24 protein-coding genes are annotated in these 26,801 nt (G+C 46.8%); 17 read left to right on the top strand and 7 right to left on the bottom strand.

Annotation, left to right across the window (positions count from 1 at the left end; genetic code table 11):
- Positions 1-37 precede the first annotated feature (37 nt).
- The 4 genes from ACFPYJ_RS14110 (at position 38) to ACFPYJ_RS14095 (ending at position 4,778) form a co-directional block, all read left to right on the top strand.
- A complete protein-coding gene (locus tag ACFPYJ_RS14110) occupies positions 38-919 on the top strand; it encodes a helix-turn-helix domain-containing protein (RefSeq protein ID WP_379188790.1) in 882 nt (293 codons plus the stop codon).
- 30 nt (positions 920-949) lie between these two features.
- Positions 950-2,356: a sulfatase-like hydrolase/transferase gene (locus ACFPYJ_RS14105; RefSeq protein WP_379188789.1), complete on the top strand. Its 1,407-nt coding sequence runs from the start codon at positions 950-952 to the stop codon at positions 2,354-2,356.
- A gap of 207 nt (positions 2,357-2,563) precedes the next feature.
- A complete protein-coding gene (locus ACFPYJ_RS14100) occupies positions 2,564-4,180 on the top strand; it encodes a family 10 glycosylhydrolase (protein WP_379188788.1) in 1,617 nt (538 codons plus the stop codon).
- Between the two features lie 37 nt (positions 4,181-4,217).
- Positions 4,218-4,778, top strand: a complete 561-nt coding sequence (locus ACFPYJ_RS14095; RefSeq protein ID WP_379188787.1) for a GNAT family N-acetyltransferase — start codon at positions 4,218-4,220, stop codon at positions 4,776-4,778.
- A 91-nt stretch (positions 4,779-4,869) separates the two neighbouring features.
- Here the strand turns inward: ACFPYJ_RS14095 and ACFPYJ_RS14090 are convergent, their stop codons facing one another.
- Positions 4,870-5,988 carry an NADH:flavin oxidoreductase gene (locus ACFPYJ_RS14090; protein WP_379188786.1) on the bottom strand — a complete coding sequence of 373 codons (1,119 nt, stop codon included), beginning with the start codon at positions 5,986-5,988 and terminating at the stop codon, positions 4,870-4,872.
- 489 nt (positions 5,989-6,477) lie between these two features.
- Between ACFPYJ_RS14090 and ACFPYJ_RS14085 the strand changes: the two genes are divergently transcribed.
- The 6 genes from ACFPYJ_RS14085 to ACFPYJ_RS14060 all read left to right on the top strand — a co-directional run bounded on the left by ACFPYJ_RS14085 (position 6,478) and on the right by ACFPYJ_RS14060 (position 14,972).
- Positions 6,478-7,107 (top strand): thioredoxin family protein, encoded by a 630-nt coding sequence (locus tag ACFPYJ_RS14085; protein ID WP_379188785.1) that lies wholly within the window; start codon positions 6,478-6,480, stop codon positions 7,105-7,107.
- 943 nt (positions 7,108-8,050) lie between these two features.
- Complete coding sequence (locus ACFPYJ_RS14080) at positions 8,051-10,324, top strand: ABC transporter ATP-binding protein (protein ID WP_379188784.1); 2,274 nt, start codon at positions 8,051-8,053, stop codon at positions 10,322-10,324.
- Positions 10,321-10,878 (top strand): DUF1854 domain-containing protein, encoded by a 558-nt coding sequence (locus ACFPYJ_RS14075; protein ID WP_379188783.1) that lies wholly within the window; start codon positions 10,321-10,323, stop codon positions 10,876-10,878. The genes ACFPYJ_RS14080 and ACFPYJ_RS14075 overlap by 4 nt, the downstream gene beginning before the upstream one ends.
- Positions 10,879-10,915: 37 nt before the next feature.
- On the top strand, positions 10,916-13,138 hold the full coding sequence (locus tag ACFPYJ_RS14070) for an ABC transporter ATP-binding protein (RefSeq protein WP_379188782.1): 2,223 nt from the start codon (positions 10,916-10,918) through the stop codon (positions 13,136-13,138).
- 176 nt (positions 13,139-13,314) lie between these two features.
- Positions 13,315-13,974 carry a response regulator transcription factor gene (locus ACFPYJ_RS14065; protein ID WP_379188873.1) on the top strand — a complete coding sequence of 220 codons (660 nt, stop codon included), beginning with the start codon at positions 13,315-13,317 and terminating at the stop codon, positions 13,972-13,974.
- Entirely contained in the window at positions 13,971-14,972 is a 1,002-nt protein-coding gene (locus ACFPYJ_RS14060) for a sensor histidine kinase (protein ID WP_379188781.1), read from the top strand. The genes ACFPYJ_RS14065 and ACFPYJ_RS14060 overlap by 4 nt, the downstream gene beginning before the upstream one ends.
- Before the next feature lie 34 nt (positions 14,973-15,006).
- On the opposite strand, the gene ACFPYJ_RS14055 is transcribed toward ACFPYJ_RS14060, so the two are convergent.
- Both ACFPYJ_RS14055 and ACFPYJ_RS14050 read right to left on the bottom strand, forming a co-directional pair.
- Positions 15,007-16,971, bottom strand: coding sequence for an ABC transporter permease (locus ACFPYJ_RS14055; RefSeq protein ID WP_379188780.1), 1,965 nt, complete (start codon positions 16,969-16,971; stop codon positions 15,007-15,009).
- A complete protein-coding gene (locus tag ACFPYJ_RS14050; protein WP_379188779.1) occupies positions 16,968-17,714 on the bottom strand; it encodes an ABC transporter ATP-binding protein in 747 nt (248 codons plus the stop codon). Before ACFPYJ_RS14050 ends, ACFPYJ_RS14055 begins: the two co-directional genes overlap by 4 nt.
- A gap of 172 nt (positions 17,715-17,886) precedes the next feature.
- Here ACFPYJ_RS14050 and ACFPYJ_RS14045 point away from each other — a divergent pair, with 172 nt between their 5' ends.
- Together ACFPYJ_RS14045 and ACFPYJ_RS14040 are read left to right on the top strand one after the other, a co-directional pair.
- A complete protein-coding gene (locus ACFPYJ_RS14045) occupies positions 17,887-19,131 on the top strand; it encodes a hypothetical protein (protein ID WP_379188778.1) in 1,245 nt (414 codons plus the stop codon).
- Positions 19,132-19,181: 50 nt separating this feature from the next.
- Positions 19,182-19,799 carry a cysteine-rich CWC family protein gene (locus ACFPYJ_RS14040; RefSeq protein WP_379188777.1) on the top strand — a complete coding sequence of 206 codons (618 nt, stop codon included), beginning with the start codon at positions 19,182-19,184 and terminating at the stop codon, positions 19,797-19,799.
- A 3-nt stretch (positions 19,800-19,802) separates the two neighbouring features.
- Here ACFPYJ_RS14040 and ACFPYJ_RS14035 read toward each other — a convergent pair whose 3' ends face one another.
- The gene (locus tag ACFPYJ_RS14035) at positions 19,803-20,312 is read right to left on the bottom strand and encodes a phosphoesterase (protein WP_379188776.1); all 510 of its coding nucleotides are present in this window, start codon (positions 20,310-20,312) and stop codon (positions 19,803-19,805) included.
- A 151-nt stretch (positions 20,313-20,463) separates the two neighbouring features.
- Between ACFPYJ_RS14035 and ACFPYJ_RS14030 the strand changes: the two genes are divergently transcribed.
- The 5 genes from ACFPYJ_RS14030 to ACFPYJ_RS14010 all read left to right on the top strand — a co-directional run bounded on the left by ACFPYJ_RS14030 (position 20,464) and on the right by ACFPYJ_RS14010 (position 23,643).
- Positions 20,464-20,958 carry an LURP-one-related family protein gene (locus ACFPYJ_RS14030; protein WP_379188775.1) on the top strand — a complete coding sequence of 165 codons (495 nt, stop codon included), beginning with the start codon at positions 20,464-20,466 and terminating at the stop codon, positions 20,956-20,958.
- Between the two features lie 47 nt (positions 20,959-21,005).
- On the top strand, positions 21,006-21,446 hold the full coding sequence (locus tag ACFPYJ_RS14025; protein ID WP_379188774.1) for an RrF2 family transcriptional regulator: 441 nt from the start codon (positions 21,006-21,008) through the stop codon (positions 21,444-21,446).
- A 161-nt stretch (positions 21,447-21,607) separates the two neighbouring features.
- Entirely contained in the window at positions 21,608-22,231 is a 624-nt protein-coding gene (locus ACFPYJ_RS14020) for an FMN-dependent NADH-azoreductase (RefSeq protein ID WP_379188773.1), read from the top strand.
- Positions 22,232-22,495: 264 nt separating this feature from the next.
- A complete protein-coding gene (locus ACFPYJ_RS14015; RefSeq protein WP_379188772.1) occupies positions 22,496-22,966 on the top strand; it encodes a DinB family protein in 471 nt (156 codons plus the stop codon).
- 74 nt (positions 22,967-23,040) lie between these two features.
- The gene (locus ACFPYJ_RS14010; protein ID WP_379188771.1) at positions 23,041-23,643 is read left to right on the top strand and encodes a TraR/DksA C4-type zinc finger protein; all 603 of its coding nucleotides are present in this window, start codon (positions 23,041-23,043) and stop codon (positions 23,641-23,643) included.
- 131 nt (positions 23,644-23,774) lie between these two features.
- Here the strand turns inward: ACFPYJ_RS14010 and ACFPYJ_RS14005 are convergent, their stop codons facing one another.
- The 3 genes from ACFPYJ_RS14005 to ACFPYJ_RS13995 all read right to left on the bottom strand — a co-directional run bounded on the left by ACFPYJ_RS14005 (position 23,775) and on the right by ACFPYJ_RS13995 (position 26,671).
- The gene (locus ACFPYJ_RS14005; protein WP_379188770.1) at positions 23,775-24,557 is read right to left on the bottom strand and encodes a 3'-5' exonuclease; all 783 of its coding nucleotides are present in this window, start codon (positions 24,555-24,557) and stop codon (positions 23,775-23,777) included.
- A 67-nt stretch (positions 24,558-24,624) separates the two neighbouring features.
- Positions 24,625-25,713 (bottom strand): 3-phosphoserine/phosphohydroxythreonine transaminase, encoded by a 1,089-nt coding sequence (serC, locus tag ACFPYJ_RS14000; RefSeq protein ID WP_379188769.1) that lies wholly within the window; start codon positions 25,711-25,713, stop codon positions 24,625-24,627.
- 505 nt (positions 25,714-26,218) lie between these two features.
- On the bottom strand, positions 26,219-26,671 hold the full coding sequence (locus ACFPYJ_RS13995) for a cupin domain-containing protein (protein WP_379188872.1): 453 nt from the start codon (positions 26,669-26,671) through the stop codon (positions 26,219-26,221).
- Positions 26,672-26,801: the final 130 nt, after the last annotated feature.

The raw sequence follows: 26,801 nt of genomic DNA, 5'->3' as shown, positions 1-26,801 counted from the left end.
TACGCATGGTAGTCTTTTGACAGAGGGTGAAGCAGAGATGAAGGATTTTTTGAGCAGCAACGGATATATGAAGGTTGAGTTTCCATTCTGGATCACACGTACGGTGCAGGGTTCAATCGATGAACATGGCCATGAGTTTGTTGAACTTGTTTATGTTGTACGGGGAAAAGGCGTTCATATCTTCCAAGGCTCAAGCTATGAGGTTCAAGCCGGCGACGTATTCATTATCAACCCGGGGGAAACACATGCTTATTTCGTGGAGGAAGGAGAGCAGATTGAGATCATCAACTGCTTGTTTATGCCATCCTTCATTCCCGATGCGCTGCTCAAGGAACTCGAAATTACAAGCTCGATGGATTACTTTTACGTGCATCCTTTTCTGAAGACTGATGTGAGGTTCAACCATAGGCTTAATTTGCATGGGCAGGAAGCCGCTTCGGTACTGACTCTGCTGGAGAGTATGATTCGCGAGCTTGGCACGAGAGGACTCGGACATACGACGCTGATCCGGCTGCAGATGATTGAGCTCCTTGTACTGCTGTCGCGGTATTACACGCTGATGCAGCATCATCGTTCGGCTCCTTCTCCGAGGCAGCTGGATCGTGAAATGACGGCAAGAAGGATATATGGATATTTGGAACGTAATTTTGATAAAAAAATAACGCTTCAGGTACTTTCGGATCTCTTTAACTCCAGTATGCGTCAGCTCAATCGGCTGATGAGGGAAGAGTATAACCGCAGTGTATTCGAGGCTTTGCATGAAATCCGGATGGAACGGGCCAAACATCTGCTGATTGAAACGGATGAGAAGGTTATCGTTGTGGCGACCATGGTCGGCTACGAGGATCAATCGTTCTTTAATCGGTTATTTCTGCGGCATGTCGGCTGCTCTCCCAGCCAATATCGTTCGACAGGTTAAGGTTAGCTGTACGAAAGGGGCAAGATGGCTTTGAGTAAAGCTGCACCGAATGTGCTGTTAATTACGGCTGATCAGCTGCGTTACGACTGTGTGGGCTCCAGTGGACGATATCCCGTTCAGACTCCGAATTTGGATCTACTTGCTGGGCAAAGTACGATTTTTCATCATGCCTATTCTCATATTCCTGTGTGCAGTCCCGCAAGGCAATCGCTCTTGAATGGGAGAAGGGCGGAGACTTTTGGCGCATTATGGAACTATCATGCATTCTTGCCGGTTGCTGCGCTGCAGCCAGAGGATTATGCCTGGCCCAAGACACTTGCCCAGAACGGGTACCGCTCCGTTTTTCTTGGAAAATGGGGCGTGAATCCGCTGCATGATCCGACTGCATTCGGTTATGACGCTTATGTGGGAGAAGCTGAATACCGTTCCTTCATGGCTGATCGTTATCCAAATGTGTCATACACGAACGGGTTCTTCGGGGAGACCAATCCTGTTCCGGTAGAGGATTCGGCGACTCACTGGTTTGCAGACCGGGCGATTGAAGCAATTGGACGGCTGCAAGCAGCTGATAACGGACCATGGCATGCAGCCCTTCACTTTTCGGAGCCTCATTTGCCTTGTCGTCCATCAGGCAGCTTCGCTGAGATGTATGATCCGGCCTCTATTAAGGAGTGGGAAGGTTTCCGGGAGACATTTGAAGGAAAACCTTACATTCAGAAGCAGCAGCTTGTCAGCTGGGGGATTGAGCAGTTTACCTGGGAAGATTGGGCGCCTATCGTTGCAAGATATTACGGAATAATCAGCCAGCTCGATGAGGCGATCGGCAAAGTGCTGACGGCGCTTGAACAGATGGGTGCAGCAGAGGACACGATTGTCATCTTCACAGCAGATCATGGCGATATGTGCGGATCCCATCGGATGATGGATAAGCATTATATTCTCTATGACGATGTCGTTCGTGTGCCCCTTATGTTCCGGCTGCCCGGCAAGCTATCAGCAGGGAAGGCCTGTCATCAGTTTGTCTATAACATGCTTGATTTTGCACCAACGCTGTTAGAGCTGCTTGAGCTAAGTGAATTTGATCCTGGAAGCCTGCAGGGCCGGTCATTAGTGCCTCTGCTTACAGGAATTGCAGAGGATTCACAGTGGCGGGAGTCGGTTGTTGCCAGCTATAACGGGCAGCAATTCGGACTGTATACACAGCGGATGATTCGCACGGCGGATTGGAAATATATTTGGAATTTAACCGATACGGATGAATTGTATCAACTTCGTGCGGATTCAGGCGAGCTGACCAATGAGATTAACAACCCTGCACATCGGGGAGTAGTAACCGAGCTTCGTACGAAGCTATATGAACAGCTGTCGATGGACAGCGATCCGGTCGTCAGCAACGAATGGACGCGCCACCAGCTGCTACATGGGGCAAAGCTATGAGAATACAAGAAGCTCTGAAATTAGAGCATCCCTAATCGAGTTTACGAGTGAATGACTCGTGTTCGATAGGGATGTTCTTTGTGTCGAAGTCTAAAATAATATCTGCATCCGTATTTGAATGCACAGTTAATGCTTAAGTAACAGTAACTAATTTCATTTTCCAGCGTCTAATCATTATGACGCTAAGATGATGGAGGATTTTACAACATGAAAGCAAGCAAATGGATGACCCTGTTTCTACTAGTATGGATTTGTTCAATGGCGCTTGTCCAGCCTGCCGCGGCTCTAAGTTCCCAGAAAGCCCCGATCACGCAAAGCATCCGGATTTTTCTCGATGGTCAGGCAATAAATAGTGATGTGTCCCCCTATGTACTGCCCAAATTGAATATAACGCTCGTGCCGCTGCGTGTGATTAGTGAGGGACTCGGCGCTAATGTTACATGGGATCAGTCTGCCAAGACCGCTGCGATCAGTTGGCCGGATGCGGTGATTCAGATGACGATTGGAAAGAAATATGCGCTTGTGAACGGGAATCAAGTTGGCTTGGATGCATCTGTAGATTCCAAGCTTGGCAGAGTGATGGTTCCGCTCCGGTTTATCGGTGAACAGCTTGGACTTCAAGTTATTTGGAATCAGAAGGCTTATACAATATCACTTCTCACCGGCGGACTCACCGGTAATCCAAATGAGGGGAATGGCGAAGAACCAGGTACAGGGAGCGGCACAAGCGGACTCAGAGCAGCTTGGGTATCCACAGTATTCAACCTCGATTGGCCATCAGCGGCTTCTGCCGGCAATTCGGTCAAACAGCAAGAGGAGTTTCTGAACCTGCTGGGCGAACTTCAGAATATGGGGCTGAACACCGTGTTTGTACAGGTTCGTCCTTCTGCTGACGCTCTATATAGGTCAACTCTTGTTCCTTGGTCCAAATATCTGACTGGTACGAATGGCAAAGCACCGGATTATGATCCTCTTGCTTTCATGATCGAAGAAACGCATAGACGAGGTATGACCTTCCATGCATGGTTTAATCCTTTTCGGGCGAATACGGATCAGAAGATAGATCAGCTTGCACCTTCGCATGTCGTGAAGGAGCATCCCGAGTGGATCGTGAATGCGAATAAAATGCAGTATATTAATCCGGGTATTCCGGATGCCAGGCAGCATATTATCGACACCATTATGGAAGTCGTAGACAATTATGATATTGACGGTGTCCATTTAGATGATTATTTCTACCCGTCGAGCGGTGTTTTCAATGATGATGTTACCTTTCGAATGTACAACAGCAAGCAAATTCCATTACTGGCCGATTGGCGCCGCGATAATATTAATGAGTTTGTAAGACAGCTTGGCGAAACGATTCATAGATCCAAGCCTCAGGTCAGCTATGGCATCAGTCCGTTTGGCGTATGGCGCAACAAGTCGATGGATGAGCTCGGTTCGGACACAAAAGCCAGCGTTACCGCCTATGACAATATGTACGCGGATGTACGGACGTGGATTTCGCAAGGCTGGATTGATTATGTTGTTCCGCAAATCTACTGGAGTTTATCTAACTCCGCTGCCCGGTATGATACGTTGGTCGATTGGTGGTCGAATGTAGTAGGCGGCACGAATGTGAAGCTCTATATCGGTCATTCCCCTTATAAGCTGGGAACCGCTGAAGCGGGTTGGCAGAGTGCGCAGGAAATTATCAATCAATTGGATTATAATAAACAGCATCCCGAAGTAAGCGGCGATGTGTTCTTCAGTGCCAAGGATCTACGGAAGAACCCGCTTGGTCTGATCCCGGCGCTTCGCGCTTATTACGGGCAACCATAACATGCCAAGCAAGCGGGTGTAAGCAGGTGAATGAGGGATGGCGCAAATGATCACGATGGACGTTTTGGATGAAATGTGGTGGCCAAAGGCGCGCGGGCTGTATCATGAAGCTTTCCCGCACGGGCGAAAGCCAGACAGCATCATAGCCGCCATGTTTGAACGCAAAATGAGTTATCTTCACCTCATCGTCCAAGGTGAAATCGTTATTGCGATGGCCATAACGGGACGGACAGGACCGTCCAAGAGTCTGCTGCTCATCGACTACTTAGCGGTTCGTGAGGATTGCAGGGGTCAAGGATTGGGCAAGGATCTGGTTGAGGAGATTAAGCTATGGGCGGAAGCGAAGAGAGGGCATAGCTTGTCGGGGATGATCGTCGAAGTTGAATCCGAAGAAACCCCGGAAAACCGCAAACGGATCCTTTTCTGGGAAAAATGCGGGTTTACCGTCACCGACTACGTTCATACGTATATCTGGGTTCCCGAGCCTTACCGGGCAATGTATATGAAGCTGGAGGGCGGAGGGCCGGCTTTTCACACGGACGGTGAATCGCTGTTCAAGCATATTACTTCCTTTCATAACCAAGCATTTCGCAAATAAAGGCGTATTTATAAAAGGAGCTGTTCCTCGGAGTCGTCTATGACTCCGTTGAACAGCTCTTTTTTATGTGATTGGTTGAAGCTTATTAAGATTAAAGTAAAGTTTTGGTCGATTCCGGAGTGAAAGGGATGATCTCTTCAAGTCTGCCGCTGCGTATTTTATCCAGCCATGCAGAGTCGTTTAATAGAGCCCGGCCGACCGCAACTAAGTCAAACTCATCTTTTTCAAGTCTTTCAAGCAGTCCATCAAGACTAGCTGTATCGGCACCTTTGCCTTGGAAAAAACTCGTAAAATCAGCGTCGAGACCGACAGAACCGACCGTAATGGTTGGTTTGCCGGTTAATTTCTTGGTCCATCCCGCAAGATTAAGCGAGGACCCTTCAAACTCAGGCTCCCAGAAACGGCGGGTGGAGCAGTGGAAGATATCCACACCAGCCTTGACTAGAGGAGCTAAGAATTGAGCGAGTTCATCGGGCGTTTCCGCTAATTTAGCTGAAAATTCCGAGCTCTTCCATTGCGAGAAGCGCAGTACGATTGGGAAATCAGGCCCTACAGCCGCACGGCAAGCTTCAATGACCTCGACTGCAAACTGCGTCCGATTGACCAGATCACCGCCATAACGGTCCGTGCGCTGATTTGTTTTTTTCCAGAAAAACTGATCAATCAGATAACCATGCGCACCATGAAGCTCGATTCCGTCAAATCCAATCCGTTTGGCATCTGCAGCAGCCTGTGCGAAAGCTTGAACGAGCTTCGATATTTCCTCGACTGACAAAGGCTCCGTGACTTTCTCACCGGTCAGACTAAGTCCTGACGGACCTACAGGAAGTGCTTCGGGATTGGGTAAATCACCGATGTTGCGCGCCATCCCGACATGCCACAGCTGAGGTATAATCTTACCTCCAGCCTCATGTACAGCGTCAGCCACCTTAGCCCAACCATTCAGCGCGGCTTCCCCGTGAAAATTCGGCCAATTCGGGCTTCCGGCTGCTGCGGGATGGTTAATCAGCGTTCCTTCCGTAACAATCAGGCCGACACCGTTCTCCGCCCGGCGCCGATAATAATCCGCTACATCCTGTCCCGGTACACCGTCCGGAGAAAATCCCCGCGTCATCGGTGCCATCACGATTCGATTCTTCAGGGACCATTTTCCGGTCTCGAATGGAGCAAACAGCAAATCAACAGAGTGAGTAGATGCTTGGTTGGACATTATTTAGCCTCCTAAAAGTTTTTGCGAGCTCTGCGGCGGTACCGAATTACGGTACCTGGAGTCAAAAACTCGCATCGAAAGCATAAGCTTAAGTTTTTGCGAGCTCTGCGGCGGTACCGAATTACGGTACCAAGAAGCAAAAACTCACATCGAAAGCATAAGCCTAAGTTTTTGCGAGCTCTGCGGCGGTACCGAATTACGGTACCAAGAAGCAAAAACTCGCATCGAAAGCATAAGCTTAAGTTTTGCGAGCTCATTAAGCTTAATTAAAGTGAGTTTATTACATTACTTAATTATCTCACAATAAAGACTGATTGCACAAGTTAATCCTTCTCAAACAATTGGAGCATATAAGTAAGAAAATGTTCAATCGAAATTATTAATTTAGTTATAGAAATAGTTGATTAGACCAAATGGAAAGGGAACGATATAGTATTAATACGATAATAACGATGAGAATAGTAGGTTTTATATAAAGGAGGCTGCCACATGAGCATTTCTAATTATACAAATGATACAAGGTTGACAAACGAACGGCGGGAGCAGGCATTCCGTGAGGCGCTGACATTTGACCAGTTTATCGGTGAAGCATTGGTCAACCAGGATGCCATGAAATCTAATTTTGAAGCTTATCAATTAAGCGAGCAGGAATTGGCTGGTTTTGACAGCCTGCCTGAACCGGTTGAGGTGCTCGTTCTTGCTCATGACTGGTGCGGAGATGTTGTGGCTAATCTTCCTTTATTCGGCAAGATTTCCAGCAGGACGGATAAATTAAAGCTTCATATTCTCCCGCGCGATCCGGATAATCAGGATATAGCCGAGCTTTATCTGCATGCTGATGGCCGCAATCATCTTCCAACGTATATCTTCTTTAATCAAGCAGGCGAAGAATTAGGTGTATTCATAGAACGGCCATCGACAATTACAGAGCTGTTCAACCAATGGGTCGACAATTTTTGGAATGCGCATCCTGATTATGAAGGACGGGGCAAAGCTATCGGAGAGCTTGAGGATTACGTGAAGGAATCACTACTTGGTTATTTCAAAGAACAGCGGGCTCAAGTTCTGGAGCAGGAGAAAGAAGCGATAATCAAGGTCATTCATGAAATTGTTTCCTAATAATGGTGAAGACGAGCCGATCCAGCAAAGGAAAGCTGGACGGATTCTAAATGGGAGAGATTCCGAGCTTTGCTTTTATTCAGCAAGAAGCCAAATATCAGATCCGATATATATTCATAATAGTTAGCAGAGAGCGTGAAAGATCAAGCTCTTTTTCTGCGGCAGAAGAGCTGATTTTTTATTTACTGATATATTTTATGAGGTTAATTAGTTTGGCTCTAAGTATGCGGATGAATGTCGGAAAACGGCGTAAAAACTGGATTAATTAATTATTAATGTGATTAATTGTCGACTGACAAACTATAGCCATCAAACAGAAAGGCCTTGTTTCGCCATTTAAGCGAAACGAGGCCTTTCTGTAATAATTGGCTGGACTACGTCAATATAGTAAGGAGTACTTGTGTAAAAAGTTCCATTGTTTTTGACCCGGGGCCCATAAGTCGTATTGGCCTGTTCGTTGAAGGAATCCTTTTGATAGGTAAGGAAGGAGACCAAAGCAGCGGATATATTATCAAGCGCTCAGCATCCGGAAAAATGAATCCAGTGATCATAAATGGCTTGGTTTGAATGGTTTTATGTAAAAATTAACATAAATTCAAATTTGAGGGTCGGTGTATGAAGTTAATTGTTGACAAATTTAGAAGGAGGTCATACGATGCAGGTATTATTAATGATAGCCTATGAAGATAACAAATCTTGAATGATGAAGACTGATTATTAAAGGAATAATTCACCTCAAAATTTAGGCTTGAGAACACACGTTCTTCATGGTAGAATCTGCATGTAAAACTAAAAATAAGGAGATTGATTGGGATGCGCTTATGATGGTATCGCATGAAATCTGCCCCTAATGGAGGGTACTAATTGTATAAATTGAAATCGCTTTCTTGATCAAATATTTTCGAAAGAGATGATAATTATCCTTACTAATGAGATCAAGACTTTGCTGAAGCAGAACCATGTGTCGGAAGAAGAGATTGTATACTCCATGGTCTGCGACCGGACAACGGATGGCGGATTTATCGATACATTCTTGATTCTTAGCAAAGATCGGCTATTTATCGTGGCAAGCCAAGCTGAGCCTTCGCAAGAGAAATTGTTTAAAGGATATTCGGTACCTGGCAAGAACGGCCAACTCCGTTCAAAGCCAATTGAAACCGCTTCACATTGGACGATTGAAGCGATCGAGATCGACAAAATTGAATCCGTTTCCATAGTCAACCTTGTTGCATCCGGTATGGTTGTTATTAAGGAAGAAGAAGAACGGGTTGTTGCAGCCTTTACCAATGGGGAGATGGGCAGAGCATCGAAATTTGCTGCCGCATTCTCCAAGCTCAAGAAACAAGAAGCAATTGATGATCATCTGCTGCATGAAGATCACGGGCATGCAGCTTGTCCCAAATGCGGCATGGTCTATCCGGAGGAAGGCAGACAGATATGTCCCAAATGCATGAAGAAGCATGCCATTTTCGGCAGATTGCTATCTTTTGCAGGCCAGTACAAGAAGTCGATGTTTCTGATCATTCTTTTCATGCTCTTGAATTCAGGAACCGGTCTTGTGATCCCCTATTTGCAGGGTTCAGTGCTGATTGACCAAGGGCTGGGCGGCAAAGGCGCTTTTGCTCATAAGATAGGTTTAATCATTCTATTGATAATCGGTTTCCGGACGCTGTCTCTGCTATTCGGTGTATTGTTCGGTGTCATTAATGCCAAGATGTCGGCCAACATTGCCTTCAACCTGAAATCGAGCGTATTCTCATCGATGCAGCGTTTGTCGCTCAGCTTCTTCCAGCGGAAGCAAACAGGACAGCTGATGACAAGAGTTAATAATGATGCGACTGAGCTTCAATATTTCTTCGTCGACGGCTTGTCCTACTTCATAGTTAACGCCATGAATATTATTGGAATCACAACGATCCTGCTGGTGATGGATTGGAAGCTGACCTTGCTGTGCTTTATTCCGCTGCCGATTGTGATCATCCTTGTTCGCAAAGTGTTTCCGAAGCTGTGGCGGCTGTCATGGAGAAGGCATCGGACGGTGAGCAAAATGAATGCGATCATCAGCGACACCATACGAGGCACGCGAGTGGTGAAGGCGTTTGGTAAAGAACAAAAGGAAATTGAGCGGTTCCATAATGCCAACACGTCTTTTTCCTTTGCCGAACAGTCGTTCACGAAGATGAGCGGTACTGTATTTCCGGTGCTGAATATTTTGACTCAAACCGGGGGACTTCTGATCTGGGCTTTTGGCGGATGGATGATTATGAGAGGCGAAATTTCTTTCGGTAAGGTGCTGACTTTTGTCAACTACATGCATCTTTTGTATGGACCGATTCAGTTCATGAATAATATTGTGGGCTGGTGGTCGTACTGTATGGCTGCCGCACAGCGTATATTTGAAATTCAGGATTCCGTGCCGGACGTTACGGAGAAACACGACGCGATCGAGCTTGTCCAGATGAAAGGCGATATTCAGGTGTCCAACATCGTCTTCGGCTATGAGCCGAATAAAGCCATTCTCAAAGATGTGTCGCTTCACGCCAAGCCAGGGCAGATGATTGGGGTTGTCGGTCATTCCGGTGCGGGTAAATCGACGCTTGTGAATATTATTTCACGTCTGTATGACGTCTCTGAAGGCGAAATTCGTATTGACGGCATTAATGTCAAGGAGCTGACAACTGCATCCTTGCGTAATAACATCGGAATCGTTTCTCAAGATGTGTATGTTTTCTCCGGAAGCATAGCGGAGAATATAGCTTATGCGAATCCGGAATGCAGTCTGGATGATATTATTTATGCGGCTAAGATCGCGTATGCGCATGATTTCATCGAGAAGCTGCCGGATGGATTTGACACGATTGTCGGCACTGGCGGTCACAACCTGTCCGGCGGCGAGAAGCAGCGGCTGTCGATCGCGCGTGCGATCCTGCATAATCCGCGCATCCTGATCCTGGATGAGGCAACGGCATCATTGGATACCGAAACGGAACTGCAAATTCAAGCTGCACTTGATTCATTAATAAAAGGAAGAACAACGATTGCGATTGCACATCGGCTGTCCACACTTCGAAATGCAGATTATTTGGTAGTCATGGATAACGGGAAAGTCGTCGAGAGAGGCACACATGAAGAACTGATGGCTCAAGAAGGCGCTTATCACAGCTTAGTGAAGAAGCATGATGAAGCTCTTAAAATGAATGAGGTGATACCGGCATGACAGCACTAATATCTTCTCTTAACCAGGAGACAGAGGCACCGCAGCATGAATCTGATCTTGCTGATGCAGCTAATATTAGGTACTTAACGCAATCGAATACGACGTTTATGAAGACAGCCGGGCAAATGCTTGCAGTTGAAGTCGATGGGGAAGAGCATCCATCCGTTTATGTGCACTGCTCCTTCCCGCATACGAACAGACGGATTTATTTATCGATTAGGACAATTGAGAATAAGGAAATCGGGATGATCCGCTCTTTGGATGATTTCTCAGCGGAAACTGTTGAGCTGCTTGAAGAGCAGGTGCAAATCCGCTATTTTGCTCCCGAGATCACGAAGGTTGTGAATGTGAAGGAAGAATTCGGCTACGCGTATTGGGAAGCAGAGACGACTGCCGGTCTGTGCCGCTTCACGGTTCGCGGCGGAGGAGGGAATACGAAGCTGATCTCGGCAAGCCGGTTATTGATCACCGATGTAGATGGGAACCGTTTTGTAATCGCCGACATCAACAGGATCAGCGAGAAGGAATACCGGATGGTTGAAATGTGCATGTAGCCTGCACAGGGCTTGAATAAAGGGGATGAAGGTTTAAATGAATCTGAATTTCAAGCTTGCCGAGCAAGATTTAATCGCAGCTCAGCAAGCTGTCGGAGAGTCAATTGCCTATTGTGTACCAGCTGATCTATCATTATCCGGAGGAAGAATGCAGGGTTTTCTTGTCATTGGTCAAGATAAATGGGCTTATGTAGAGAATGGTTCGGTTCTGGAAAGCCGGCCTATCGCTGAAGCCAATTCCTATAAAATCGTTCCTTTAATCGGTAATGCGGTACTGGAAGCTGAAGTAAATCATACCAAACGGATAATTGTGAGAGTCACCATGCAGCATGCAGCAAGATACGGCTTCATTGCACAGATTCTGAACGATATGGCTGCTAAACGGCAAATTCGAATATTTAACAACGAAGATGATGCCGTTTGTGTGAAATGCGGAGGGCCGCTCGTTCACGGGACTCGGGTATGCCCAAAATGCATGAGTAAGGCTGCTGCATTCAAAAGACTATTCGTCGTTTCTCAGGCTCACTGGAAGAAGCTTGCTTTAGGGCTGGTCGTATTGTTTGCTTCTTCAGGCATTTCGCTGACAGGGCCATTTTTCCAGAAATTATTAGTGAATTCTTCCTTACAGCCGCCGGATGGTCAGAGCGCAGACCGGAACATGTTTTATTGGGCCATTGCCGGTATGCTTCTCGTGCTTGTCGTAGGTGAACTGCTTGTCATATTTCGAGGCCGTATTATGGCAAGCGTAAGCTCTGGTATTGCTGCTGATCTTCGAAAAATGGTGTTTGACAAGACGCAGCAGCTGTCACTGGGCTTTCTTACCTCTCAACGGGCAGGAGATATCATGAACCGCATTACTTCCGATACGGATCGGATTAGACATCTGATTCAGGAGTTATGCACGACGGCTATCTTCCAGCTACTCATGCTGATTTCTGCCAGTTATCTGTTGTTTCATGCAGATTGGCGGCTGGCAGTCGTTGTTCTGATCCCTGCACCGATTGTGGCTTACCTGCATCGTTATATTTGGAAGACTGTCTTATGGAAGCTGTTCCATAAACAGTGGCGGGTGAACGATAAAGCCAATTCCTTCCTGCATGATGTGCTCAGCGGCATTCGGGTCGTGAAGGCTTTCGGTAAAGAGGAGCGCGAAATCAAACGCTTCCGGACCTATAACAGTGAATTTGCGGCTGCGACGATTCAAAGTGAGAAGCTCTTCAGTATCTTATCGCCAATCACAAATTATCTCATTGAAATGGGACAGTATCTTGTGCTTATGATTGGCTGCGGCATGATTCTGAATAAGCAGATGAACATCGGCGAACTCATTCAGTTCAGTGCTTACGCTTCGATGATCTTCGGTCCAATCGCATGGTTGATGTTCATGCCCAGGTGGGTTGCGAATGCGGTGATCTCCATTGACCGTGTGTTCTCAGTCATTGACGAACAGCCGGAGGTCTTGGATTCTGAGGCTAGCGAGAAGCACCCGATTCAAGGCGAAATTGCCTTTCGGGATGTTATATTCGGTTACAAAACCTATGAGCCTGTTCTGAAACAGCTTAACTTCGAAGTGAAGCAGGGTGAGATGATCGGACTTGTTGGCCATTCGGGATCCGGTAAATCAACGTTAATTAACTTGGTGTCCCGCTTCTACGATGTGACAGACGGAGAGATTCAAATTGATGGTGTTGATATCCGCTCGATCAAACAAGAGGATTTGCGCTCCCAAATCGGTGTCGTGCTGCAGGAAACCTTCCTCTTCACCGGGACGATTATGGAGAATATCCAGTATTCCAAACCGGATGCTACGCATGAGGAGATTATCCAGGCGGCCCGGATCGCCAATGCACACAACTTCATCATTAACTTCCCGGATGGTTACGATACCATGCTCGATGAGAACGGCAATAACTTATCCGGCGGTGAGCGGCAGCGGCTTGCAATTGCCAGAGCCGTTCTGAATAACCCGCGTATTCTTATTCTGGATGAAGCAACGGCTTCACTGGATATCGACACCGAGACGGCGATTCAAGAAGCGCTTCAGCGGGTGACCAAGAACCGCACGACAATTGCCATTGCCCACCGGTTATCTACACTGCGCCATGCTGACCGGCTTCTCGTATTAGAGAAGGGGGAAGTGGCCGAGGTCGGTACACATACGGAACTTCTGGAGAAGAAAGGCATCTACTATAACCTCATTCATGCTCAGCGTGATATGACAAAGCCTAAGACGGAACAAACAGAAGAGATTATTGCGTAGTGCGGGAGCTAGTCGAATCATACGGTTTATTGCATGGAATAGGATTTTCACAAACAGGCCGCGTTGACGGCTTGTTTGTCATTTTCCGGAGATATAACCTGATGATCCACCCAAATGTTATAATGGGTGATAGACTTTGGTTACCGCCGAATGGAGGATTTCGCTTGTTTCATATCATGATTGTTGAAGATGATGACAAAATCAGAGCGATCGTAGCGGACACGCTGCGAAAGTGGAAATACGCGGTTCATGAGGTCACAGCATTCGAACAAGTAATAGAAGAATTTAACCAGGTCAGGCCTCATCTGGTGCTTCTCGATGTTAATTTGCCGGTATTTGACGGTTTCTATTGGTGTCAACAAATCAGAGCCATATCGAAGGTGCCGATCATCTTCCTGTCATCGAGAAATCAAAATATGGATGTTATCATGGCCATTAACATGGGCGGCGATGATTTTGTTCAGAAGCCTTTCGATTTGGGCGTGCTTGTCGCGAAAGTAAGCGCGCTGCTGCGCCGAAATCATGCTTATCAGGATGAGAGTTTGCAGACCGCACACCGGGAACTGATTCTAAACTTATCGAACTCATCCATCCAGTTCAAGGAGCAATCGACGGATTTGTCACGAAATGAATTTATCATTCTCCAGTTCATGATGCGCAATGTTGGGAAAATCGTCTCCAGGGATGAATTGATGCAGGTGCTCTGGAATGATGAACAGTTTATCGATGATAATACATTGACCGTCAACGTCAATCGGTTAAGACGCAAAATTGCACTGCTTGGCCTGGAAGACTTCATCGCGACACGCAAGGGAATGGGGTACATCGTGGAATGAGATTCTGGCGGTTTATTAAATATGAGAAGCCGTATCTCTTTGTATATATAGGGTCATTTCTTCTTGTGATGGGCATCTTCTTCATAGACCCCCGGATGAGCTGGCATTGGGATACATTTCTTTACGCTTCCGCACTGATTCTATTGCTGCTATGCGGCTTCTTCGTGCATCGATATTTGAAGAATGTTCATGCTTCTGAGCATATGCATGATGATGATACGGAGCATTTATCGCTGCTGTCCGAATCCTACCACCTGACAATGGAGAGGATGAGAAAAGAGCATATCCGTGAGCTGAATGAAGTTCAATCGAGGCAGAAGGAGCATTATAATTTTATCGTGTCCTGGTTTCATGAGATTAAGACGCCTATTGCAGTGATGCGATTGATGCAGCAGACGGAAGTCGATCCTAAGAGTCTTGAGGAAGAGCTTTCACGAATCGAGCAGTACGTGGACCAAGCCCTGTATTATGCCAGGCTGGACAGCTTCAATCAAGATTATGAGATCATAAACTGTGACTTGGCTCCTTTAGTTAAAGAAGTGATCAAGACGCATTCGAAAAATTTTATTTCCCGCAAAATCCGCATCGCTCTGCAGTTGGAGTCTACAATCGTGCAAAGCGATTCCAAATGGCTGCAATTCATCATCAATCAGTTAGTAACCAACAGCTTGAAGTACACCGCCGATCAAGGGGAAATCTCCATTTCTACAAAAATAACAGTGGAAGAGAAGCTTCTCCTCATTCGGGATAATGGAATCGGTATCGACAGCAAGGATCTTCCGCGCATTTTTAATCGGGGTTTCACGGGTACAAACGGTCGCCAATTGATCAAATCCACGGGGATGGGGCTCTTCCTTGCTCAAGAGCTGTCTTATAAGCTCGGGCATTATATCATATGTGTCTCGGAGCTCGGAAATTTCACAGAGATGGTCATCCATTTCCCGAAGAATCATGATCCCTATCAGCAAACGGTTCGGCAAAACGCAAAAACGCAATGATTCTCAGATGAATCATAGCGCATTTGCGTGATCATTAACGGTGCTGATTGACGATTTTGTAGTAGAGATTCGTAGAAGATACATAGAACAACAAGTAGATGAGGAAGTATAGCAGCATGATGGCCCATACCATGCTTGTTAAATTTGGAAAATCCTGTACCGAATCCAAAATGTAGGTTTTGATAATAAACCAGCTGTTGAGAATCCCGAGCACGAGCGGCGGGGCGAAGACGAACAGCAGCTGTTTGCGAATGACGCTTTTCATCTGGACGTGATCGACACCGATTTTTCGCAGTATGGCATACTGCTGCTGCTCATCTGTGGCTTCCCGCAATTGCTTAAAGTATATGACGCTAGCCATAGCGAATAGAGCAATGAGAGCGAGAAAAGAACTTGCGAATAACAGGAGCGAAGAGCTCTCAATTTGGATGGCGTACACATCCGCGAATGAGGAGTAGTAGGCGCCGGATACCGCACTTACAAGCCCGTGAACTTCTTTGGACAAGGCTCCTGCATTCTTGGCATCATCAATTTGATATATTTCATACATTCTGACTGCAGTATCTTTGCGCAGGCTGGAGTAAGCTTCATCAGAGATAATAAGCACAGCCGGCTTGATAATCATCGATTGTACGGGGTCTGTAGCCCAGCCGAGCAGGGCGAAATCCTTCTTCTCCACAAGAGTGAAATCGTGAACGGTTTCCAGTTTCACCTGGAAAATGGGCTGATTGCCCGGTTTAAGAGCCAGGGGGAAATCACTCCCTTGCGCCAACGATACAGCCTCATTATTTTGCAAATCTACGGTTTGACCGTCTCCTCGTAAAGTAATGAGCGAATTATAATCATGCTCCGATACCAGCAGGACATGAGGCAAGTAATACTCGGGATTCTCGAAGGCAAGTGCCATATCCGTAACAGGAACAGCTTCCAGAAACTCTTGACTGCGATGATAGCGAGTTGCATGCCCCGAAGTTTTGATCAGGTTATCGATTGTTCCATTCGTCTTGGAGTCCAAGGATTGGAAGGCAATATCATTCGGTAAATTACGCCCTACGGCTTCGAATTGAACCTTATAGTTAATCGAAACAAAGCAGACCAATAGTATAATGAGCGTGCTGAATAAGGTAATGAAAGTCAAATTCAACGTGTTGCCGCGAATCTGAAAGCGCAGGGATGATGTCCATAATACCGTATTGCCCTCGTGGTAGTTTCTCCGGCGGCTCATGAATTGGAGAATCCAGCCTGCAAACTGACGAAAGAATAAGAAGGTTCCGCCTATAATTCCGACCGTTACGCTAATTAAGCTCGCCAACGAATAATCCTGCCAATAGACAGAGCCTTTGCCGCTTCCGATTAGGAAGAAAGCAACCCCGAGCAGCAGAATGGACAGCAGAGCAAGGAGCTGGGAGGAACGGACCGGCTTCTCCATCTTCTCTTTGGCATGAAACAATTCGATGAGCTGTACCCGGCGAACCATAAAGTAGCTCTGTGCACTGATTATGACCGCGAGCAGAAAGAATAGTGCCGCTGTTGAGCCAATGGCTTGAATGGGGAACGACAGCGAGATCACATGATCATATTCCATCAAGTTCATCAGCAGCATGCCGAATAGCTTGGACAGCAATCCACCGAGCAGAATGCCGACTATTAATGAAATCGCACCGATAAATAAGGTTTCATAGAAGACCATCAACGTAATTTGTCTCTCGCTGAGACCAAACAGCAAATACATTCCGAATTCTTTCTTTCGCTGCCTCATAAAGAATGTATCGGCATACAGAATGAAGAAAATGATGAACATAAACACCACAACGGAAGCAATAATGACGCCATTTCGGAAGTTTGTGCGATTCTGCAGCGAATCCAATATATCTTCGTTGTACATCAGGGACGAGAAGGTGAATTGGATAATGACACCAATAATCATGGAGAACAGGTAAATCGTATACAAACGGAAATTACGCTGGACATTTCTTTTGGTCAGATCGAGCAAGCTCATCGCTGCTTGCCCCCTAGTACACTCTGGGTGTCTAAGATTCTTTCATAGAACTGCTTCTGGTTCTGTTCTCCGGCGTACAGCTCATTGACGATTCCTCCATCTCGAAGAAAAATCACCCGTTTGCAGTAGCTGGCTGCATAGATATCATGAGTGACCATCAAGATTGTCGTCTGAAAATTAGTATTGAGACTGACGAGCTGCTCCAGCAGCTGTGTTGCTGATCTGGAATCCAAAGCGCCGGTCGGCTCATCTGCGAATACGATCGCTGGGTTCGTAACAATGGCGCGGGCAGAAGCAGCCCGCTGTTTCTGCCCGCCGGAGATTTCATTCGGATATTTCCCGAGGATCTCCGTAATATGGAGAGCTTGAACAATCGGCAATAATCGCTTTTCCATTGCTTCAGACGAGAATTTGCGCAAGGAGAGCGGAAGCAGAATGTTCTCTTTGACGGTTAAGGTATCAAGCAGATTGTAGTCTTGGAAAATAAAACCCATATGCTCCTGACGGAATTGGCGAAGTGCTTTCTTATTGAGATCCAGCAAGGACTGATCATTCAGCCATACTTCACCGCCGGTGAACAGATCAATCGTTGACAGCACATTCATCAAAGTGGATTTTCCTGAGCCTGAGGGCCCCATAATGGCTGTGAATTCGCTACCTGTAATCGTTAAATCAACATCGCGAAGCACCTGCGTTTTCCCATAGTTTTTGGATAGATTCTTCGTTCGTATAACGGTTTGCATTTTCGTGTTCCCTCCTGTTCTTGTACCTTACTATAAGCGGATATGGTGTTCCTATCCATCGAAGCAGCAGGGAGCTAAGTGACAGTTTTGTCACTTTCGAACCGGATTAATCTTTGAAACTATATTCTCTCAAAAATAGGGTAAAGTTAGCAAGGTAAGGAGGATGGAGATCATGGAAGAGGCATATTTGCATAATGAAACGATTAACCTTCAAAGAGAGCGCAATGAGCTGGCGCGAAGAGGGTTTTCCCCTGAAGCTATCAAGTCTTGGTTTGAAGAAAAATACCGGATGTATTCCAGGGAAAAAGGCGCTTTTGCTTGCGGATGCTGCAAGGAGCGTGTTGTAATGGTGCTTTTTCATGATAAGGCCATCTTCAGGCACTATAATGCGGAGGCTTGCGCAGGTGAACGCAACTACGCCAAATATACGGCAGGACGCGAACAGGATTACGAGAAAGCGAGGAAACAAACCGCTGCCAAGGCACTGATCTTTGAAGCATTAATGGAAGCGGATCAAGGCTATTATTCCGTTCAGGAGGGGTACTTGTTCAAGAAGGAGCTCTCCTTTGTCCCTGACTTTCTAATATCGTTCCCAAACGGGGAGCAGTGGACGGTTGACTATTTGGTGAATCTCCGCGGTGATGCTGCGTTCCGGAAAAACGTCGAGCTTCGTCTGAGGAGCTACAAAGTCAATGGCTTCAAGTCGCTGTTCCTGCTTGATCAGGACTTCCTGACGATTCAGAAGGAGAGGAACATTTCATTTAATCATTGTGAGCTGAGTATCGCTGTTCCGCCTAATGAGGCAAACATCTCTTGGGAAACATTTATCACTTCCGAGCAGCCGGACCCGGAACTGTACCGGCGATATTTTCAAACAACTGCGGTGAAGGTGAATTCGATTCTCTATTTCGATGTAAGCCGCTCTATTGTTGTGCTTACACGATTTTTGCAGCATCAAGATAAATGGGGGGAGCTGCTGTTCCCTCCCTGCGAAATGCCGCTCCATGAGCTGTTTCTCCTTAATGAGAAGCATCTGATCGCAACGGGCCGGTTTAGCTTCCGCTTCTATGCGCAGGATGAGGGGGATCTAATGCGGCCCTATATGGATGGACTTCAAAAGAGGCTGATTCAGCATGATCAGGATTTGCAGCATCAACGTGAGAGAGAGTTCCGGCGCAATCCGCGCCGATCTGTCCTTAACCGGCCCATTCAGGCCGATATCGGACAGCTTCACGCGCTCCTGGATAAATGCTTATCCTCACCCAAACGTTCCCTCTATCCTTCCTTGGAGGACAATCTTCAGAAAGCGGCATCATACATTAAACTTTACGAGCAGGGTGGGGATCATGCGGAGCAGCTGTATCGTAGTGCATATAGCATTCTCATGAACATTAGTCATCCTCTGCTTGGGGAATAGAGGCCTGCCAGAGCGCAAGCAAAACATACTCTAAAGAGGAGAGTGAGATCATGAGACTAGAACTCAGAAATGACCCCCTGACTCTAACGTTGTACGGCACAGCTGCGGCACAGGACAAGAATAAAAGCATGAGTAATCAAGTTATGGAAGCCATTCGACAAACGTGGGCGGCAGTTGGAGAGATGGGGCTGACAACGACGGGGATTAACTATGTGGCCTACGAGCAGGATCAAGTTCTGTTTGCAGGAGTTGATCTAACGTCTCCTCAGCCGGAGCAATCGACATTAACGAAGCGGGAATATCATGCAGCTCAGTATGCTTATTACAAGCATATCGGTCCCTATCATCAGCTTCCGGATGTTCATCACCAGATACAATCGGATCTGAGGTCTGCTGAACATCCGTTTGTCAGTCCAACCATTGAGGTTTACGGTCATTGGAATGAAGATGAGACGAAGCTGGAGACAGAGATCTATTATCCGCTGCTCACAGCTTTGACTTGTCCGATTTGTGCACAAACCAACAAATGTGATCTAACCGCCAGCGAAGGCTGCTGGTGCACGCGCGAGATTTTCCCTCAAGCGATCTTCGAGCTGGTGGATGACCGGAAGAAGGGCAAAGCGTGCATCTGCAAGGAATGCCTCGATCAGTTTAAGAGGAATGTCTAGTCCTTATTGCTCTTCGCTGACCACAACGGAGTCCCGAATTTGTTCGAACGTTAAGGGCTTATAGTCCCAATGCTCTACACATACGTTAAAATAATTCTTCCCCTCATACTTCTGTCCATGAATATGACCATGTACATTCACGAAAGGCATGTGCTTATTCATGTACATCGGCTCATGAGTGAGGAAGAAGAAGTCCTTATAGATGATCGGGTGCTCACTGACTTCATCGAAGCCGACATCAAGCCACCAGCTTCTGGAGCGCCCTCGGTCATGATTGCCCAAGATAAGATGCTTATAACCGTTCAGCTGAGCGACGATATGCGCTGTTTTCTCACGGTTTAAGAACGAGAAGTCCCCCAGGTGAAATACTTTATCATTCTTTCCAACCACGGAATTCCAACTCTCGATCATCGAAGCATTCATCGCATCAGCGTCTTCAAAAGGCCTCGACTCAAAATCAATAATGGCCTTATGACCAAAATGATGATCGGAAATAAAAAACACCTTCTGCATAAGCAGATCCCCCTCAACGTATAACTGATCCGCCTTGTAACGGCTGCCCAAATTTTATCATGCCCTTGGGTGCAGCGTCATTACAATAAATAGGAAAGCGTGCAGCATTTCCTTATTCTGTCCGTACCTACTATCAGAGGAGGCGGTATTAATGATGGAACTGTATTTCAGAGATAATTTCTTCAACGCCGGGCAAACGGAGATCCTAAATGAGAATAATGAAAGAGTAGGCGAGGTTGACCTCCGAAGCTCCTTCGGGTCCGCGCTTGATGTCTACGACCAAAAGGGTAATCAGCTGTATGGCGGCAGCTTTACCTTCTTCTCGAATAAATGGCATGTAACGGGTACAGCAGGCGTTGAGACAGGACTGCTTCGATCACGCTTGTCTTTACTGAGCAAAAGATATGAATATGATGCCTATGGCAGAGGTGTGTATAAAATTACATCGCCGGCCTTCTCCCGTGAATACGAAATCAGAGACGGCGGCGAACAGCTGGCAGCCGAATTCGAGAAAGTGAACAGCTGGTTTTCGGCATCCGCGTATTGTTTGCGCAATCATTCTCCTCATGTCGATAGCTATGAATGGATCACCGTTATATTGGGTATGCATGAAATTCAGAAGCGCCGGCGGAATCAAAGCACCTGATTTTATGTTATGCTAAGTGAAAGAATATACAGATAGAGGGTGTTGAAATGGCGAATCGCGTTGTACCGATTGGACCGCCTCGTTTTGAAATCGCCATTCGCGCATTAGTATGGCTGACGCAAAGTTCTGGCGTATTAACCAGTGCTGCTCTTGCTGCTCAGGTTCACTCCCATGCTACATTTATACGCCGCGTACTTCAGAACTTGGCGCAAGCCGGGCTGGTTGAGTCCAAAGAGGGACGTGATGGCGGTTATCTGCTGGGTAAGTCTGCATGCCAGATCACACTGGCGGATATCTATATCGCTGTTCAGAGCGATTGTCCATCTGAAGCGGACAGCACGGACGCATGTGCCGGGCAGCATCAGAAGCTGGATGATGCAATCGGGAACATATTGATGGATGTTGAGCAGAAAACGTTGGAGTATCTCAGACAATTTACGATTGATGATGTAAGAGAGCAGGTCGGGTTTTCCGCAGAGAAAATATAATCAGCAGAATTTAATACAGTCACTTGAAAAAATAAAGTGACTGACATATAATGAGCTTAAGAAAGTTGCAGTTAACCGGTGACTGCAAATTTTTTTGTCATCAACTGTGCTTTTTATAGCTGCAGTTAATCAAAATGCTACTATCCCAGGAGGTCAATTCAATGGCTAACGTTTTATTTATTAAGGCAAATGATCGTCCCGCAGATCAAGCAATAAGCGTCAAAATGTATGATACATTCGTTAAATCGTATGTGGAATCCAATCCAAACGATGAAATTACTGAACTGGATCTGTTCAATGTCGAGCTGCCTTACTACGACAATCAAACATTGACCGCTCTATATAAATTAAACCAAGGGTATGAGCTTAGCGCTGAAGAAGCAAGCGCGGCTGAACTCGTCAATGGCTACCTGGATCAATTTCTTGCGGCAGACAAGGTTGTATTCGCATTCCCGCTGTGGAACTTCACAGTTCCGGCACAATTGACCACTTATATCTCCTATTTATCTCAAGCCGGCAAAACGTTCAAATACACGGAGCAAGGCCCGGTCGGTCTGGTAACAGGCAAGAAAGTCGTTCTTCTCCACGCACGCGGCGGGGTTTATTCTGCAGGACCGATGGCCGATATTGAAGCTGCGCTTCGGTTCGTGAAAGCAGCAATCGGACTATGGGGCATCCAAGCAGAGGAAGTTATCATTGAGGGGCATAATCAAGCCCCGGATCGTGCGAAGGATATCGTAGAAGCCGGCCTGGCACAAACCAAACAGCTGGCTGCAGCGTTCTAATCGGGATTTATCGATAGACAATGGAATTGCATACCACACACACTCGGCCAGCGGCTGAGTGTGTTTTTTATTTTCAGATGTCGATTCAGATGCTCATGCTTCTTACGAAGTGAGTTTATGCTCAGTCATACCGATGTACGGTACGTCTAGGCAGAGCCGCGCAAAAACAAAGCTTATGCTTACGAAGTGAGTTTATGCTCAGACATACCGATGTACGGTACGTCTAGGCAGAGCCGCGCAAAAACTTTTAGGAGGCGTTCAATGATGTCACAAACCATTATTCACACAGGTTCAGTTCTTCGTCAGCTAGTTATCGGGCAGATCCAGGCGATTCCAAAGGAGCTGTTCGATGTCCAAGCCAATGGCTTCAATAACACGATTCGCTGGAATGTCGGGCATATCATCTACTGGATGGATGCCTATTCCAAGCAATGTTTTGAACCCGAGTCGCTGATTCCGGCTTCGTATTCAAGGCTGTTTAATTCCGGTACGAAGCCAACCGATTGGACGGAAATCCCTCCAACTACAGATGGGTTGATTCAAGCGTTGGCTGAACAATTAAACCGAATTTCAGAAGTGTCCGAGGCTGCTTTAGAAGCTGAACTGAAGTCGCCGCTTGAGGTTGGACCGTTTCGATTTGTAACCGCGGGAGAGGTGTACAACTTTGCCTTTCTACATGAAGCTATCCATCTGGGGACGATTTCGAGCCTATGGAAGGCTAGCGGGCAAATCTAAGCTTTGTACGACTCCTGCGTCATTCGAGGCTGATATCGGTTAATAGCTCTTGAATACAAAAGGAGGCGTCATCGATGAATCATATTACACATAGACAGCTTCAAGAGCTTCAACATGAATTGGAAATGGAAAAAAAGGATCTGACTGCTCATTTTGATGCGGATGCAGAGGATGGGGGTTCTCTGAAGGATTCCAGCGGAGAGCTCTCTTCCTATGATAACCATCCGGGGGATCTGGGGACGGAGACGTTCGAGAGAAACCGTGACATGGCGGTCGATCAGCTGATGGAAGAGAAGCTGGAACAGGTTGATTCTGCTTTGGAGAAGATGGAGAGCGGCGATTATGGAGTCTGCAAAGTCTGCCATAAGGAGATTCCACTTGAACGGCTGAAGGCTATTCCATATACAGCATTATGCATGGAGCATGCCTCGGAAGAGGAGGCTGAGCATCAAGGAGCGGCGGAAGGCCGGCCCATTGAAGAAGAGGTCATGACACCGCCGCCGGCAGGAGCCGGCGCTAACCGGCAGAAGCATGCGGGAAGATTCGATGATGCCGATGCATGGGCGTCGGCTGAGAGTTATGGCAATTCTGATGTCTCGGATACGAGTGAAAAGCAGGCAGTGGAGGATAATGATCGATTAATGTCAGGGATCATTGATCATCCAAGGCAGAAGTGAGAGCAAGAATGAAGGAGAAAGGCTGCTTGGTCACAGCAGCCTTTCTCGCTTGTCCGTTCCTCAGTCCATCAGAGCACAGCAAAGAATGGTTGGATATCCAACCATTCTAAAGGAATAACGATAAGGAGCCTTTATTCAATCGCTGTCCGCTTAGCGGCAGTCCGCTGCTCTTTTCGCATTTCGGATTCGAAATAGGATTCCAGCTCAGCCAGCTTACGAGGGTCATCAAGGGATACTTTCTGGGCGAGAAAATGGTCCAGCAGCATCTGCCACTGCGGCACAACCTTCTGTGCAGAAATGGTGCGAATCGCATTCTTAACCATTTTGCGCTCCTTGGCATTCGAGTACACATCCTTAAACTGCTGGATGCGTTCAAAATCTAAATGCCCGAAAATCGCTTTGAAAATCTCGCCAGTCATTCGTGCATCCTCCAGCGCACGGTGCGCAGAGCTGTCATCTTCAATGCCGAGATCCGCTAATGCCGCTTCAACACTAACGTCATTGGTCACATTTCGGAAGCGGATAAAGCCTTTTAACAGGTCAAAATAATGAGCGGCCATCCAGACGGAGTCATCGAGCTTATGCATGCGGGTATCAAAGATAATCCGCTTTAGATCCTCGCCTCCCCATGTGATGAGCAGGTATTCCCCGCTCGCTTTCAACCAAGTGATAAATTCGGCAATCACCTTCGGGAAACCCTCGGCTATATCAATGGATTCCTGGGGGATACCTGTTTTTTTCTTGATGAATCCATTTAATTTGGAGAAGTAAACGGGCTTGATCAGGGAAGAGAACTCATCCACGAATTGAAGGGATTCATTCAACCTTACCGCACCGATCTCGATGACTTCCATTGGTAAATCACTTGCAAATTTACGTCCATTAAATTCAATATCCAAAATAATATAGTCCACAATAGCCTCCGTTAACATTAATCGTAACTTTCATTGTAGCAGAATCAGAGGCAAAAAGGGTAACATATTATTGGTTTCTCCGCCTAAACTCCTTCATAAATGCAGCTAGAGCCTCGCATGCCTCGACAGGTACGGCATTATAAGCCGACGCCCGAAGCCCGCCGATGCTCCGATGTCCGGCTAAGCCTTCGAATCCATGCTGCTCGGATTCAGCAATAAAGCGCTGCTCTAACTCCTCGCTCGCCATTCTCCAAGTTATATTCATGAGGGAGCGGTCCGCTTCATCAACAATTCCTTGATAGAAACCTTCGCTGCCGTCGATGACTTGATAGACAAGCTGTGCTTTCTTCGCATTCTGTTTCTCCAGCGTACTTACGCCTCCTTGCTGGACTGCCCATTTCAAGACCAAATTCATCATATAAATCGCATGAACAGGAGGCGTATTGAATAAGGATTGATTGTTTACAAAGGTCTCGTACCGGAAAATAAGCGGAATTTGCTTAGAAGCATGCTTCAGCATGTCCTCGCGGAGAATGACCGCTGTCACTCCTGCTGGCCCCAAGTTTTTCTGTGCCCCCGCATAGATCATAGCGAAGGTTTGCAGCGGCAGCTGCCTGCCAAGCAGATCGCTTGTCATATCGGCAATTAACGGAATCCCTTTCGTATCCGGCAGTTCATTAATTCTTGAGCCTTCAATGGTGTTGTTCGTGGTGAGATGCAGGTAAGCTAGCGCGGGATCCAGCTGATAATCACGAATGCTGGGGATACTGCGCCACTGCTGATCCTTGGAGCTCGCAGCGATTTGTGCATTTCCTATGAAGCACGCCTCACTATATGCCTTCTCGGCGAAGCTGCCGGTCAATGCATAAGCTGCAGCTGACTTAGTAAGTAAGAAATTGAGAGGAATCAGAGCAAATTGACTGCTGGCTCCACCTCCCATGAAGAGCACGTGGTAACCCTTATTCAAGCCTAAACTGCGAAGAAGCAGCTGCTGAGTTTCCGCGTTAAGCTCCTCGACATAACGGCTCCGATGGGACATTTCCATCAGGGACATGCCTAGCTTGCGGTGCTCCACCAATTCCTCTTGTGCTTGAACAAGAACGGGAAGGGGAAGTGCGGCAGGTCCAGGATTAAAATTATAACGTCGGTCTGTCATGGTTATGGCCTCCTAAAAGTTTTTGCGCGGCTCTGCCTGACCAGCCGAAGAATGAGGCTTGATCAAGCAAAAACTGCTTCGAAAGCATAGGCTTAAGTTTTTGCGCGGCTCTGCCTTAGCTATCCCGTATAACCCTTTAAACAGACAAAAAACGCCCTCATCCGATTGGGACGAGGAGCGTTTGCTCGCGGTGCCACCCAATTTGAGAGACACGGACAGCGCAGTGTTCTCCACCTTGGTTCCGCGATAACGGGCGGTTCCGGTTAACTTAGGAATAATCGGCCTAACCGATTAATATTGACGATAACGCCTCCGAGTTGGATGCTCATCATAGGCATGATCCGTGTTTGATGTTAGTTCAGAGTGTACTTACAATCGGACAATTAGTCAAGAGGATTCTGAGCTTTTAAGATTCGACACCTTAAAAATAGATCGGAACCTGCCACAAACAAGCTTGTCCGGTCCAAGGCAAGCTTGTTAATCAGTATGAACGCAGTCAGCATGATTATTTATTCAACAGCTTGAAATCATCATAATCGAAGCCAGGGGCAACAACACAGGATACCAGGGTAGGCTCGTCGCCAAGCGGAGTTGTCTTCTGCCATACGTTAGCCGGCACTAGAACTTGAGCTTGCTGTCCATTCTCAATATCGAGTCCAAGAATGATCTCTTGCGTCGTCTCCGGATACTCGCCGGTCCCGCCTAAGCTGATTTTGAGAGGGGTACCGGAATGAAATAACCATAATTCATCGGACAAAACGGTGTGCCACTCTGAAACTTCTTCCGGATGAAGCAGAAAATAAATCGATGTCGCCGCGTAACGGGAACCGGAGTATCGGCCGCCCAGAACATCCTTTGGAATTTCGAATGAGGCTTTCCACAGCTCCTTGTACCAGCCGCCCTCCGGATGCGGGGCCAAATCCAAAGCTTTTACTAAAGGGGATAATTGCTTGGTAATCATAATATTCCTACTCTCTATATATTCTCCATCTCCAACTCCCAATGTAAAGGATTATGTGCTGGTTGTAAACAAACGGCGATTGGGAATTGGCTCCTTCGTTTAAATAAAAAGCATACATAACCATCCA

The sequence above is a fragment of the Paenibacillus solisilvae genome, assembly GCF_042656405.1.
GTDB classification, from domain to species: Bacteria; Bacillota; Bacilli; order Paenibacillales; family Paenibacillaceae; genus Paenibacillus_Z; species Paenibacillus_Z solisilvae.
This window is presented reverse-complemented; position numbering and strand designations above follow the sequence as displayed.

Excerpts from the sequence above, each read along its gene's own strand:
- ACFPYJ_RS14100 (WP_379188788.1), top strand. The coding sequence starts at position 2,564 with ATGAAAGCAAGCAAATGGATGACCCTGTTTCTACTAGTATGGATTTGT.
- ACFPYJ_RS14075 (WP_379188783.1), top strand. The coding sequence starts at position 10,321 with ATGACAGCACTAATATCTTCTCTTAACCAGGAGACAGAGGCACCGCAG.
- ACFPYJ_RS14025 (WP_379188774.1), top strand. The coding sequence starts at position 21,006 with ATGGCGAATCGCGTTGTACCGATTGGACCGCCTCGTTTTGAAATCGCC.
- ACFPYJ_RS14050 (WP_379188779.1), bottom strand. The coding sequence starts at position 17,714 with ATGCAAACCGTTATACGAACGAAGAATCTATCCAAAAACTATGGGAAA.
- ACFPYJ_RS14090 (WP_379188786.1), bottom strand. The coding sequence starts at position 5,988 with ATGTCCAACCAAGCATCTACTCACTCTGTTGATTTGCTGTTTGCTCCA.
- ACFPYJ_RS14030 (WP_379188775.1), top strand. The coding sequence starts at position 20,464 with ATGATGGAACTGTATTTCAGAGATAATTTCTTCAACGCCGGGCAAACG.
- ACFPYJ_RS14015 (WP_379188772.1), top strand. The coding sequence starts at position 22,496 with ATGTCACAAACCATTATTCACACAGGTTCAGTTCTTCGTCAGCTAGTT.
- ACFPYJ_RS14060 (WP_379188781.1), top strand. The coding sequence starts at position 13,971 with ATGAGATTCTGGCGGTTTATTAAATATGAGAAGCCGTATCTCTTTGTA.
- ACFPYJ_RS14065 (WP_379188873.1), top strand. The coding sequence starts at position 13,315 with ATGATTGTTGAAGATGATGACAAAATCAGAGCGATCGTAGCGGACACG.
- ACFPYJ_RS14095 (WP_379188787.1), top strand. The coding sequence starts at position 4,218 with ATGGCGCAAATGATCACGATGGACGTTTTGGATGAAATGTGGTGGCCA.
- ACFPYJ_RS14055 (WP_379188780.1), bottom strand. The coding sequence starts at position 16,971 with ATGAGCTTGCTCGATCTGACCAAAAGAAATGTCCAGCGTAATTTCCGT.
- ACFPYJ_RS14085 (WP_379188785.1), top strand. The coding sequence starts at position 6,478 with ATGAGCATTTCTAATTATACAAATGATACAAGGTTGACAAACGAACGG.
- ACFPYJ_RS14020 (WP_379188773.1), top strand. The coding sequence starts at position 21,608 with ATGGCTAACGTTTTATTTATTAAGGCAAATGATCGTCCCGCAGATCAA.
- ACFPYJ_RS14045 (WP_379188778.1), top strand. The coding sequence starts at position 17,887 with ATGGAAGAGGCATATTTGCATAATGAAACGATTAACCTTCAAAGAGAG.
- ACFPYJ_RS14040 (WP_379188777.1), top strand. The coding sequence starts at position 19,182 with ATGAGACTAGAACTCAGAAATGACCCCCTGACTCTAACGTTGTACGGC.
- ACFPYJ_RS14010 (WP_379188771.1), top strand. The coding sequence starts at position 23,041 with ATGAATCATATTACACATAGACAGCTTCAAGAGCTTCAACATGAATTG.
- ACFPYJ_RS14035 (WP_379188776.1), bottom strand. The coding sequence starts at position 20,312 with ATGCAGAAGGTGTTTTTTATTTCCGATCATCATTTTGGTCATAAGGCC.
- ACFPYJ_RS14110 (WP_379188790.1), top strand. The coding sequence starts at position 38 with ATGAAGGATTTTTTGAGCAGCAACGGATATATGAAGGTTGAGTTTCCA.
- serC (WP_379188769.1), bottom strand. The coding sequence starts at position 25,713 with ATGACAGACCGACGTTATAATTTTAATCCTGGACCTGCCGCACTTCCC.
- ACFPYJ_RS14070 (WP_379188782.1), top strand. The coding sequence starts at position 10,916 with ATGAATCTGAATTTCAAGCTTGCCGAGCAAGATTTAATCGCAGCTCAG.